10 protein-coding genes are annotated in these 13,423 nt (G+C 36.0%); 4 read left to right on the top strand and 6 right to left on the bottom strand.

Annotated features, from left to right (window positions below; all coding sequences use genetic code 11):
• Positions 1 to 386 precede the first annotated feature (386 nt).
• From AACZ49_RS17315 to metK, 4 genes are all read right to left on the bottom strand, one after another.
• Positions 387 to 2,009 (bottom strand): sulfatase, encoded by a 1,623-nt coding sequence (locus AACZ49_RS17315; RefSeq protein WP_339657368.1) that lies wholly within the window; start codon positions 2,007 to 2,009, stop codon positions 387 to 389.
• 97 nt (positions 2,010 to 2,106) lie between these two features.
• Complete coding sequence (locus AACZ49_RS17310) at positions 2,107 to 4,047, bottom strand: CocE/NonD family hydrolase (RefSeq protein ID WP_339657366.1); 1,941 nt, start codon at positions 4,045 to 4,047, stop codon at positions 2,107 to 2,109.
• A 373-nt stretch (positions 4,048 to 4,420) separates the two neighbouring features.
• Positions 4,421 to 4,660 (bottom strand): hypothetical protein, encoded by a 240-nt coding sequence (locus tag AACZ49_RS17305; protein WP_339657364.1) that lies wholly within the window; start codon positions 4,658 to 4,660, stop codon positions 4,421 to 4,423.
• Between the two features lie 482 nt (positions 4,661 to 5,142).
• Positions 5,143 to 6,399: a methionine adenosyltransferase gene (gene metK / locus AACZ49_RS17300; RefSeq protein WP_339657362.1), complete on the bottom strand. Its 1,257-nt coding sequence runs from the start codon at positions 6,397 to 6,399 to the stop codon at positions 5,143 to 5,145.
• A 352-nt stretch (positions 6,400 to 6,751) separates the two neighbouring features.
• Between metK and AACZ49_RS17295 the strand changes: the two genes are divergently transcribed.
• Genes AACZ49_RS17295 through AACZ49_RS17285 form a run of 3 tightly spaced genes read left to right on the top strand, consistent with a single transcriptional unit; the run spans position 6,752 to position 8,953 of the window.
• On the top strand, positions 6,752 to 7,366 hold the full coding sequence (locus tag AACZ49_RS17295) for a deoxynucleoside kinase (protein WP_339657360.1): 615 nt from the start codon (positions 6,752 to 6,754) through the stop codon (positions 7,364 to 7,366).
• Positions 7,367 to 7,392: 26 nt separating this feature from the next.
• The gene (locus AACZ49_RS17290; RefSeq protein WP_339657359.1) at positions 7,393 to 8,367 is read left to right on the top strand and encodes an aminodeoxychorismate synthase component I; all 975 of its coding nucleotides are present in this window, start codon (positions 7,393 to 7,395) and stop codon (positions 8,365 to 8,367) included.
• Positions 8,351 to 8,953, top strand: a complete 603-nt coding sequence (locus AACZ49_RS17285) for an aminotransferase class IV (RefSeq protein WP_339657358.1) — start codon at positions 8,351 to 8,353, stop codon at positions 8,951 to 8,953. The genes AACZ49_RS17290 and AACZ49_RS17285 overlap by 17 nt, the downstream gene beginning before the upstream one ends.
• Before the next feature lie 3 nt (positions 8,954 to 8,956).
• Here the strand turns inward: AACZ49_RS17285 and AACZ49_RS17280 are convergent, their stop codons facing one another.
• A complete protein-coding gene (locus AACZ49_RS17280; RefSeq protein WP_339657356.1) occupies positions 8,957 to 9,985 on the bottom strand; it encodes a phosphatase domain-containing protein in 1,029 nt (342 codons plus the stop codon).
• Between the two features lie 208 nt (positions 9,986 to 10,193).
• Between AACZ49_RS17280 and AACZ49_RS17275 the strand changes: the two genes are divergently transcribed.
• The gene (locus AACZ49_RS17275) at positions 10,194 to 10,895 is read left to right on the top strand and encodes an energy transducer TonB (protein ID WP_339657355.1); all 702 of its coding nucleotides are present in this window, start codon (positions 10,194 to 10,196) and stop codon (positions 10,893 to 10,895) included.
• Between the two features lie 61 nt (positions 10,896 to 10,956).
• Here AACZ49_RS17275 and AACZ49_RS17270 read toward each other — a convergent pair whose 3' ends face one another.
• Complete coding sequence (locus AACZ49_RS17270) at positions 10,957 to 13,380, bottom strand: sodium-translocating pyrophosphatase (protein ID WP_339657354.1); 2,424 nt, start codon at positions 13,378 to 13,380, stop codon at positions 10,957 to 10,959.
• Positions 13,381 to 13,423 lie beyond the last annotated feature (43 nt).

Genomic DNA, 13,423 nt, shown 5'->3' with positions numbered 1-13,423 from the left:
GAACAAAGGGTTGCTAAGGTTTCAAAGGGTCTAATCCCTCCACCTTTCTTGATAACTATTCAATATGTGTTTGAACTTTGGCTACAAATATAAGGGCAGAAGATTTTAAAAACCTAATCATTTAGAAAAATTTATATAAAATCACATATTGTGCCATTTGAGGAGCGTTTATAACTAGTTATATACATTGTAATATGTCACTTCGAGTGGCTTTCACGACCTTTTCGGGAAGAAAAGTTGTATCGAGAAGCTATTTTAATTTAGACTCTTTTGATCAAAACATATCTACAATCATATTGACTAGCTAGGTTCTCGATACACTTTCATTCAAAATCACCAATTAGAATAAAAGCACTTGAACTGACATAATACCCAACTACCATCAACTACTTAATCATCCCCGCACTTTTGTACTTCTCAATATATTGCTGGTCTTGCTCTGGGGAGTCTTTGTACTTTTTACGTAGTGCAATTAAATCTTGCTTTAATTTCTTAACGGTATCTGCATAGGTAGGGTCGTTGTATACGTTGTTCATTTCATTAGGATCGTTTAACCTATCGTACAGTTCCCATTCATTAACATCATAGTAGAAATGAACTAGCTTAAATTCTTTATTTACAATGCCGTAATGGCGTTTAACCATGTGCACCGATGGGTATTCGTAATACTGATAATATACGGCATCACGTGTCCAGTCTTTTTTGTTTCCTTTTAATAGCGGAATTAGACTTTCGCCCTGCATATCGTTTGGTGGTGTAATACCTACTGCTTCTAACATGGTTTGTGCAAAATCTAAATTCTGTACCATTTCATTTTCAACAGCACCTGGTTTCACAACATTTGGCCAACGTACCAGTAACGGAGTTTTAAAAGATTCGTCATAAATAAATCGTTTATCGAACCAGCCATGTTCTCCTAAATAAAAACCTTGATCAGAAGTGTAAATAACAATCGTATTCTCTGCTAAACCAGACTCATCTAAATAATCTAAAAGCCTACCTACATTATCATCCACCGAAGAAATACTCCCTAAGTAATCTTGCATGTATCGTTGGTATTTCCATTTCATTTTCTCGGTAACGGTCATTTTTGGCCAATTCTCATAGAAGAAATCATTGATGGAATCTAGTACAGGATCATATAATGCTTTTTGCTCTGCTGTGGCACGATTATACGGACCATAAAATCCATTAGGATATTCCTCAACTACCGGAAAAACGGTGCCCTCCATTTTCGCCAAGGTCTCTGGCCTAATCTTACTATCGTGACTGTACATCATATGGGTCAACAGATTCATTTCGGCCGTTTTTGCCGCTGAGCCTCTATTCTTGTAATCGTCAAACAGCGTTTCTGGTTCTGGGAATGTTTTCTTGGTGAATTCCTTGAACTTATCTGGTCTTGGCCACCAAGGGCGATGTGGTGCTTTATGCAAATACATCATCATAAAAGGTTCGTCATCAGCCGCTTCTTCCTTTAACCAATTTAAAGATACATCTGTTATGATATCGGTTACATAGCCTTGTTTTGTAATGGTATCACCGTTGGTGACAATAAAATCGGGATTAATATAATTACCTTGACCTGGTAGAATCATAAACTCATCTACCCCTTTTGGGTTGTTTCCAAAATGAAGCTTGCCGAACATGGCGGTTTTATAACCGTTCGCTTTAAATATCTGCGGAAAAGTGACTTGCGTAGTATCGAACGGAAAGTAATTATCTACTTTTCCATTGATATGTGTGTGCTTACCCGTAAGTATAGTAGCTCTTGATGGTGCACAAATGGAGTTGGTAACGCTCGCATTCGTAAACAACATCCCTTCTTTTGCCAAGCGGTCTATATTTGGTGTCTGAATCAGTTTATCATCATACGCGCTTATCGCCTGATACGCATGATCATCTGACATGATGAAAATAATATTTGGCCTTTTGGTTTTGCTTTTTTGAGCTGCGCCTAAATGCGGCACTAGGAATAAAAGCACTACTATTGCTGATAATAAATTTTTCATTTTTGGTGTTGGTATTTGGTAAGGTTCGTTTGTAATAAAAGTAAGTTATTCTTGTGTTATGCTATTGGCTTGGTTATTTCTTAATCCTACAAATTGCCTACTCCAACACCGAAAACTCAATACTAGAATCTGTAAATACGGTATGGGTTTGGGTTTTAAAGTCCGCCTCATCTGCTTCAAAAATATTTTCCACATAAGTCTGCGGGTTTAAATCTATCAACGGGAACCAGGTACTCTGTACTTGCACCTGTAACTTGTGTCCCTTTTTAATGGTATGGAAAACGTCTTGTAACTTTATCGTAACATCTGTCTTTTGGTTGGGCACAAATGGTTCTGGGTTGGCGAAGCTATTTCTAAAACGCCCCCGCAGTACTTCGCTACGCACCATTAAATGGTAATTACTCATTTTTAAATGGTCTTGTATGCCTTCATAGGCAGGTTCATCTGCTGGGTGCACATCGATAATTTTCACGATCCAATCTGCCGCTGTACCTGTCGTCGCTACTTTTAATTTTGCTAAGATATCTCCTGCTAATGTCAGGTCATTTTCCATAACTTCGGTTTCAAACACCAATACATCACTACGGCGAGCGGCAAACCGTTGGTCGTCTGTCATGTATTTCCTAGGGGTAAATACGGTTTTAATATCCTCAGAATACGGAACCGGTTTTTTAATATCACTAATAAACTGAATGCCTTCTACCTTTTTTGGTTCAGTTGTTAATTCTTGGTCTGCTGATAAATACATATCCTTTTTAACCATGCCTTTTGGTGGCCAGGTATCATAGGTTTTCCAATCTTTTCTTCCGGAATCAAAAACATAGGCTTCAGGTAGTCCACTATTTTTATCGCCATTTCCTTTTAAGAAATGGTCAAAGAACTTGGTTTCTATCTTCTCTTGGAAAAACTCAGAAATGGAATCTCCGAAATAGTAGTTTCCCACTATATTCTGACCTTTACTACGTGCCCATCCACCATGATCCCACGGTCCGAAAACTAAAGTATTGTAATTATCTGCGTTGTACTTCTCAATATTCTTATAGGTCTCTAACGGCCCGTATAAATCTTCTGCGTCAAACTCGCCTGCAACCACCATGGTCGCCACAGTAGGTTTTACATTTTTTAAATGCTGAATCAATCCCCTACTCTGCCAAAGTTCGTCGTAATTGGGGTGTTCTTTTAACTCGTTCCAAAAATAATCATCGGTCACGCCTTCTTTTGCCATACGTGGTGTATCGGCGGTTTCATACTCAAAGAACTTATCCAAATTTTTTAACGGACCTTCATCTAAAAAGAATTGGTACTGATCTTCGGTCGGTAATTCCGGCAATACATACCAAGCCGTGTCTATAGGTTTATCGCCATTTGGTCTTGGCGTACCGAATAAAGAGGTCGCTCTAAAATAGCTTAACAAATAGGCTCCGTTATGGTGAAAATCATCAAAAAAGAAATCAGCTATACTTGCTTGTGGAGAGGCAGCCTTCAATGCTGGGTGAGCATCTACCACTGCATACGTAGAGTAGAAACCAGGATAGGAAATTCCCCAAATACCCACATTGCCATTGTTGTTCTCTACATTATTTACCAGCCAGTCTATCGTATCATACGTATCTGAACTTTCATCAATATCTTGATCCGTTTTCTTGTTTGGATTATATGCACGCATATTCTCATAGTTCCCTTCGCTCAACCAGCGGCCACGAACATCTTGGTAGACGACGATATACCCATCTTGCATCATATGTATATTTGGTGCAATTTTCTCTTTGAATTTTCCCGCTCCGTATGGCTGCGAACTATAGGGTGTTCGCTGCATGATAATAGGATATTCTTTTGAAGTATCTTTTGGGGAATAAATGGTAGTGTGGAGTTTTATGCCATCACGCATGACGATATCTACCTCTTTTTTATTATAGTTATCCCCAACAAAGGTTTCGGAGATTTCAGCATCTGCTACTTTGGGTGTTTTTCTACAGGAAATAATCAAAGTAGAAAGAAAAATAAACGCAAAAAGATGTTTGATGGTAAATTTTGGCATGTCTTAAGATTTTGAAATCTTAAAGCTAAGAAAGTTTACTACTGTACGGAATAAAAATTCCGTATTTCGAATAATAAGTGTTTTCCCGATAAACAGATTTCTTCAAGGTATTCATTATAGCAAAATAAAAATCTCTTTACAAACGAGAAAGTGAATACGTAAAGTTAGGGCATAAAAAAAGAGCGAATTGTAGGTGATTCGCTCTTTTAATTTCTAACTCAAAACGCTTACATCATGAATAACTTTTTGGTTAAAAGTAGTATTCCTTCATAAAAATTGTTTCGGTTAACTTTTACTTCTGATTCTTGATTAAGTTGATTTTTCATTGGGACATGTTTTTAAGTTAATTTTTTCTTTGGGACTTTACATAAGGTTATTTTGAATCTTGAACACCAAATCTGTTAGTTGGCCTTGACAGCTTGTGTTCTTGTACGTTTACTGGCGTAGCTATTTCAATAAAATCATAATGACTAAGTTTAGTACTAAATTCAATTTTTTCCACATCACGTATTACATACTCCGATATTAGGTCAGCATCTTTTGAACAAGATTGAAAAACAATAAACATTAATAAAGCTAGAGTAGATTTGGTGAATTTTAAGTAAGCATTCATAGGTTAAGTTATTTTTTAAATAAGCAGTTTTAAATAGACTCCATATGCTCAGATAGAAACTTGTTTTGGTCAACTTTTGGGGCTTCAACCTACACTTGTTTATGTCCGTTTTTGGTCAGTACTTTTACCATACATTTGATCTATTTCTATTAAGTAATTTGGGATTCACAATTAATTACATTTTAAATTTATGTAATATTTTTCCTACAAATTTAAATTTGTTGCAAAACCACTCAAAGTTGTTGTGTAACTATCTTAAAATGTTTGTGTTGAGATTTAAAGAATGTTTATCTCGGAATGGAACTTGTATTTATAACACCCCTGTATAGCGGCAGGCAAGCTTCATGAAGTGGTTACTAAAATAAGTGCAAAGCAAAAAGCAAAACATGAGTTTCATTTATTATAAGTTAAATTGCTTCGTACCTCGAAATGATATATTTTTCAAAAAAGTGCCTCCATCGAGGCACTAATAAACTATGACGTTATAAATTAAATACTTTTTTAATTTCTGTTACCATGTCCAACTTTTCCCAAGTGAACAATTCTACTTCTCTTTCGACACGACCGTTGTAGGGTGATTCGAAAACCTTTGTAATAGTAATTGGTGATTTACCCATATGGCCGTAAGCAGCTGTCTCCAAATAAATTGGATTTCGTAGTTTCAAGCGCTCTTCAATTGCAAATGGTCTCATATCAAATAATTTAGCTACCTTTTTTGCTATTTCACCATCACTCAACGATACCTTTGAAGTTCTGTAGGTATCTACAAAAATAGAGGTTGGCTCTACTACCCCAATTGCATAACTCACTTGCACCAAAATTTCATCAGCAACACCGGCAGCAACTAAATTCTTTGCAGCATGCCTTGCAGCATAAGCCGCACTGCGGTCTACCTTACTGGGGTCTTTTCCGCTGAAAGCACCACCACCATGAGCTCCTTTTCCGCCATAGGTATCTACGATAATCTTTCGACCCGTTAAACCTGTATCGCCATGAGGGCCGCCAATTACAAACTTACCTGTTGGGTTAATATGATACTTTATTTGATTATCAAACAACTTTTGTGTTTCCTTAGGCAATTGTGCTTTTACTCTTGGGATAAGTATTGAAATGATATCTGACTTTATCTTCGCCAACATTTTTTCATCATCCTTATCAAAAGGATCATGTTGCGTTGACACAACAATTGTATCGATACGTTGTGGCTCATTGGAATCTGAATATTCAATAGTTACCTGTGCCTTGGCATCTGGTCTTAAATAGTTGATTTCTTTATTCTCCCGTCTAATTTCTGCCAATGTGTGCAGAATTTTGTGGGATATATCCAAAGCCAACGGCATGTAGTTTTCGGTTTCGCTAGTCGCATACCCGAACATCATACCTTGATCACCAGCACCTTGCTCTTCTTTAGAACCACGATCAACACCTTGGTTGATGTCTTGAGACTGCTCATGAATCAATGAAATAACACCACATGAATCGCCACTAAACTGGTATTCACCTTTCGTGTATCCTATTTTATTAATCACCTCACGGGCAATATTCTGCACATCTAGATAGGTGTCACTCTTCACTTCACCAGCTAATACTACTTGACCGGTAGTCACTAAGGTTTCGCAAGCAACTTTACTTTCTGGATCAAAGGCTAGGAAATTATCTAATAACGCATCACTAATTTGATCCGCAACTTTGTCCGGATGTCCTTCACTAACAGATTCTGATGTAAATAAATAAGCCATTACAATTTTTTTAAACAGTAATGGATTTGGTGATATTCGGGGAGAAGTTTATGAATCTCGAAATGAGAATCCAAATATAATTTGGATTAAACTGCTTTAGCATTTTTACCCTTAAAACTAGCTTAAGGCCCCGAGGTTGCAATCAGACAAATCCTTCCTCTTTGATAACGACGCAAAAGTATGAAAATTGTTTGTATAAAACCCCAAGGAATAGTTTTTATACAAACAATTTTCATACTTTATAAGTGTTTATTAATAGCTACATTTCACCTACTATTTTTCTTAATGCTTAATTTACTTTGTATATTGTGCGTTATAATTTTCACTAATTTAACCGTTAAATAGAATCAAAATGCATATTGCCGTTGCTGGAAATATTGGTGCAGGTAAAACAACCCTAACCAAATTACTTTCAAAACATTATAATTGGGAAGCGCATTTTGAGGATGTTGTCGAGAATCCTTATTTAGATGATTTTTACAATCAAATGGAACGATGGAGTTTCAACCTTCAAATTTACTTTTTAAACAGTAGGTACCGACAAATTCTTCAAATTAAGGAAAGCGGTAAGGATATAATACAGGATAGAACAATTTACGAGGATGCGCATATTTTCGCTCCTAACCTTCATGCCATGGGTTTAATGACCAATCGTGACTTTCAAAACTATTCTAGTTTGTTCGATTTGATGGAGAGTTTAGTTGAACCACCAGACCTTCTTATCTATTTACGAAGTTCTATTCCTAACCTAGTGAAACAAATTCACAAGCGCGGACGTGAATATGAAAACACAATTTCAATAGACTACCTAAGTCGTTTAAACGAACGCTATGAAGCATGGGTTCATGGCTATGAGAAAGGAAACTTGTTAATTGTCGATGTTGACGATCTTGACTTTGTTGACAACCCTGAAGATTTGGGATTAATCCTCAACAAAATAGACGCTGAAATTAACGGCCTATTTTAAACTCAACGCATTTAAGCTCAAATTGATTGAAAGATTTTGAAAATAAGGTTACCAACTTTCTACACGAACAAAAACCGTTTTTATTTATAATAGACTTCAATAAGTCTAAAAAACTGGTGTATTCATTTGAGGAAGCAGCCGAACAAAACATCTATTTCAATATAAAAGGAAAAGGAAACGACAATCAACTAAATTCTAAAACTCAAGATAAGAGCCCAATAAATTTAGATCCTGTGCCAATATCAAAAGAAATCTATCGAAAAGCTTTTGACACGGTTAAAAAGGAATTGAATAGTGGCAATAGCTTTTTACTGAATCTTACTTTCCCAACAATACTTAATACAACGGCTGGTTTAAACGAGATTTACACCAAGGCTTCGGCACCTTATAAGCTACTTTACAAAGATAAATTTGTGCTTTTTTCACCAGAGTGCTATCTAAAAATAATGGACGATACTATTTTTTCGTACCCTATGAAAGGGACTATAAATAGTACTATCCCAAACGCCAAAGAATTACTGCTTTCTAACAAAAAGGAGTTATACGAACATAATACTATCGTAGACCTCATTAGAAACGACCTTTCTATGATTTCCAATAAAGTAAAGGTCAATAAGTTCAGATATATTGAAAAAATAAAAAAAGGCAACCAAGAGCTTTTACAGACCAGTACCGAAATACAAGGTGATCTGCCAAAAAACTGGAAAGATAATTTCGCCAACTTATTGCTAAAAACCTTACCCGCTGGATCAATAAGCGGAGCTCCCAAAAAGAAGACGATAGCTATTATTGAAAGCGTAGAAATTATGCCTCGTGGATTTTATTCTGGCATTTTCGGCATCTTTGATGGCACCCAAATTGATAGTGCCGTTAGTATAAGGTATATTGAACAAATTGACGGACAACTACATTACAAAAGTGGTGGTGGCATTACACACTTAAGTACGCTAGATGAGGAATATCAAGAACTTTTAGAAAAGATATATGTACCCATTATTTGAATCTGTATGTATTGCAAATGGTGAGATTCAAAATAGGTCTTACCACGAGTCGAGGTTCAAATCTTCTTTTTATTCATTTTTTGGATTCGAAGCAGAATATTCTTTATTTGACAAAGTAATCTTACCGCGAATTGACAAATCTCTAAAATGTAAATTAAAAATCGAATACAATGAAATTGACACCAAATGGACAATTTCTGAATACCTCAATATAATACCAACAAGCCTATTATTGCTAAAAGATGACGAAATTGACTACCGATTAAAATATACTGACCGCATACATTTAAACCACCTTTTTCAACAAAAAAGAAATTTTAAAGATGTTTTAATTATTAAAAACGGATTCATTACCGATGCTACGTACTCCAATATTCTTTTTACCGATGGCCATGAAATAATAACACCTTCTACCCCTCTATTACTTGGAACTTGTAGAGCCAAACTTCTTTCTGAAGAAAAAATCATAGAAGCCCCTATTAAAGCAGATACTATTTACTTATTCAAAAGCTTTCAACTAATTAATGCTTTAAACGATTTTAATGAAAATAGGTGGATAACCACTAAAAATATTGCAACCAAATAGTTTTTAGATAAATCCGTTTTCTTTCGCATGCGCAATTGCCTCCTCTGTTTTATTGACCATTAAAAAAGGAATATCCTTGAAGTCTGAAAATAGATTCTCTATACGCTTCATTCGTTTTGAATGATTTACGCTTCGTAGGTAAATTGCTTTTATTCTCCCTGGGAACAAGCTGGAAATTTCTTGATAAATATCTCCATCTTTTTCTCCACTATCACCAATTAGTATAAACGGTAAATTAGGATATGCTTTTAGTAGATTACTGATTTCTCGCTGCTTTTGCGGTTTCTCGTCGTTCTTTTTACGCATTCTAAAACTTGCCATACTTCGCAATAGAATTGGACCTTTAGGGAAATTATTCGTTTTTAAAAAGAGTTCAAGATATCGGTATAAATTCCAAGGACTATGGCTCACATAAAACAAAGGATTCGCTTCTCTTCCTGTTTTTCCGTTGTGGAGTTTCATGTAAAAGTCCGATGCCCCATCTAATTGCCTACGTTTAGTAGCGCGTTTAAACATGGTATTTATTATTACCTTCCATTTCAATGAAGAGACCACACCAGTATGCAAAATGGTATCATCTATATCACTAATAATACCGAATTTAGCCTGATCACTTGGAATGAGCATTTCACCTGGAAATCGATTCTGTAGTACTATATCCCTTTTTAAATTTAGATTATTGAATGATAGCTCAAAATTCAACCAACCCTCATCATTCGCTAAGTTTTGTAATCCCTCTATATTTTTATCAATTAAATAATACCCATCATTATCAGTAGAACCTTCTACTGTTTCTCCGTTTGCAAAAGTAATTTTAAGAGCCGTATTTCTAATTTCATCTGTTTCAAACCGCTTCCAAGTATTCCCCATCAAATTAAAAATACCTTTTTGATCTAAATCAATGTTTTCATCCTCAATAGCACGACCACGCACATACAAGCGGGTTGCAGTACCGTAAGACTGAAAGTTAATAATTTGAAGTTTGTCTTTCTTAAAAATACCCATGGTGTTAAAATTACGGTCTTTCGACAATCTTTTAAATTTTTATTTTAACAAATACCACCTTAAAGTAACTTCATAAACTATTTTTAAAGTAATAATCAGCATTAAAAGGCATTTCACTCAGTCAAAACTACTACTGACTCATTGCTCATTTTCCAATCTCTTTCTATAGAATAGTTTTATGAAAGCAAAAGTATAATAACCCAACTTGTTTTAAACAAGTCTAAATTTAAAAATTATGGAACCAAAAAAAAATCCACAGAAAGACCTCAACAAAAAAAGCAGCATGTATTTCGTATTCGGACTGCTATTAGTATTGGCGATGGTATATGTAGCCTTAGAATGGAAAACTTTTGAATCTGATATTTATATGGACCAAGCTATGAATACTAAAGAGAGTGAAATAGAAGAAGAGTATGTTGAGGAGTTCGTAATTGAACAACCTATAATGAAACAAGTTTTACCTCAAGAGATTAAAATTGAAGAAAATGATACTGAAGTTGAAGAGACAGAGATAATTGCAATTGAGGTTGATGCCAATACAGAAGTCTTAGAAATTTCAGATTTAGAAGTTATTGACGAACCTGACGAAGTAGAGGTAAATTGGGTTACTATTGAAGAAGTTCCCATTTTTCCTGGTTGTGAAGATGAAAAGGACAAGAGAGCTTGTTTTAATGCCATGATGCAAAAGCATATTCGAAAAAATTTCAGGTATCCAGAATTGGCTCAAGAAATGGGGCTTCAAGGTAGGGTAAGCACACAATTTATTATTAATAAAGATGGAAGTATTGGTACTATTAGCAAAAGAGGGCCACATGAATTACTAGAAAGAGAAGCAGCACGCATACTTTCTAAACTACCAAAAATGAAACCGGGTATGCAAAGAGGCACCGCAGTTAAAGTTCCTTTCAGTATTCCGATTACCTTCAAACTTCAATAAAAAAGAGGATAAAAAAAGCCATCAGCATTGCTGATGGCTTTTTTTAAATTATTAGTATCAACTATTTGTTAATCTCTACTTTTTCAATAGTAACTTCAGTTGCTTTTCCTTTTTTAAGAACATTTGCATTTTCAAATTCAGCCAATTTCGCTTCTACTTCAGCTTTGGTTCCATTATAAACCACTTCTTCAGTAACCGCTTCGCCATTAACTATTGTTGTAAAAGTTACTACTGCTTCTGCTAAATCTTGATTCTGAACATTTAACTCCACCGATATTTCCTTTGTATCGTTTTGCATTGCAACACCTTCTTCTGCATGTCCGCCCAATATTGGAGCAATTACCAACCCAATTAAACAAGTTAATTTAATTAAGATGTTCATTGAAGGACCTGATGTATCTTTAAAAGGATCACCAACCGTATCTCCTGTTACCGCAGCTTTATGAGCTTCAGAACCCTTATAAGTCATTTCACCATTAATCTCCACACCAGCTTCAAATGATTTCTTAGCGTTATCCCAAGCACCACCAGCGTTATTCTGGAAAATAGCCCATAATACCCCTGACACTGTTACACCAGCCATATAACCACCTAGCATTTCAGCAATTGCCAATTTGTTCATTCCGAACAATAAAGGAGCGAAAGCTATTAATAACGGGAAACCAATTGTCAATAAACCCGGTAACATCATTTCTTTAAGCGATGCTTGTGTAGAAATTGCAACACATTTATCATATTCTGGCTTTCCTGTACCTTCCATAATACCAGGAATTTCTTTAAACTGACGTCTAACCTCCTGAACCATTTCCATTGCAGCTTTACCAACAGCGTTCATCGCCAAGGCTGAAAATACTACTGGCACCATACCACCAACGAATAACATCGCCAATACTGGAGCTTTGAATATATTAATACCATCAATACCAGTGAATGTTACATAAGCAGCAAACAATGCCAAAGAAGTCAATGCTGCAGAAGCAATAGCAAAACCTTTACCAGTTGCAGCCGTAGTGTTACCTACAGAATCTAAAATATCCGTTCTTTCTCTTACGATAGGTTCTTGCTCACTCATTTCTGCAATACCACCAGCGTTATCAGATATTGGCCCGAATGCATCAATCGCCAATTGCATAGCTGTTGTTGCCATCATTGCTGATGCCGCTAATGCTACACCATAAAAACCTGCAAAAGCGTAAGACGACCATATTGCAGCCGCAAACAACAAAACAGATGGAAAAGTAGAAATCATACCTGTAGCCAAACCTGCAATTATATTCGTGCCAGCTCCTGTAGAAGATTGTTGTACAATTTTTAAAATTGGCGCTTTTCCTAATCCCGTGTAATATTCAGTTACCGAAGAAATAACAGCACCTACAACCAAACCTACCAATGTAGCATAGAATACACGCATTGAGGAAATTTCCAAAAGACCTTCACCGAAAAATTCCATCTTCATTGTTTCTGGAAGCATCCAAGTCACCAATCCAAAACAAGAAATAGCAACAAGAACAATAGACGTCCAGTTACCAATATTTAAAGCGCCCATAACTTGAGCTTCTTTTGCATCGTTACTTTTAATTTTCACCAACACTGTACCAATGATAGATATAATAATACCAGCCCCTGCAATTGCCATTGGCAATAAAATAGGACCAATACCACCAAAGGCATCAGAAATACTTCCGCCCATATCTTTTATCACATAATTACCCAGAACCATAGCCGCTAAAACCGTAGCAACATATGAACCGAATAAATCAGCTCCCATACCTGCAACATCACCTACGTTGTCACCCACGTTATCTGCTATTGTAGCTGGGTTTCGAGGGTCATCTTCTGGTATACCCGCTTCTACCTTACCCACTAAATCTGCACCTACATCTGCAGCTTTTGTATAAATACCACCACCTACACGTGCAAACAATGCGATAGATTCAGCACCTAATGAAAAACCTGCAAGAGTTTCAAGTACAATTGTCATATCCATTGTAGTAGTCCACACACCTCCCATAAAAAAATGGAAGAATAGAATGAAAAATATAGTAAGACCTAGAACTGCTAAACCTGCAACACCCAGACCCATAACAGTACCGCCACCAAATGAAATTTTCAATGCATTAGGCAAACTTGTACGGGCGGCCTGTGTGGTACGAACATTCGTTTTAGTAGCGATTTTCATACCTATGTTTCCTGCAAATGCTGAAAAAATAGCTCCAAAAATGAATGCTACTACAATTAACCAATGTGTTGTTGGCACTACAAATGATACTATAGCAAGCAAAACACTTACTATTACTACGAATATGGATAAAAGCTTATATTCCGCACTTAAAAAAGCTAACGCGCCTTCATAAATGTAATCTGATATTTCTTTCATTTTTCCATCTCCGGCATCTTGTTTCATTACCCAAGACCTCTTGATACCCATATAAATTAGGCCTAAAACAGCCATTACTATTGGCATATAAATCATTAGTGACTCCATTTAATCTGTTGTTTGTTTAGTTATAAAATTAGCGCGGCTAAAG

It is taken from the genome of uncultured Maribacter sp., from assembly GCF_963975365.1.
Lineage (GTDB): Bacteria > Bacteroidota > Bacteroidia > Flavobacteriales > Flavobacteriaceae > Maribacter.
The sequence above is the reverse complement of the archived record's forward strand: the minus strand, read 5'-3'. Positions and strand labels throughout refer to the sequence as shown.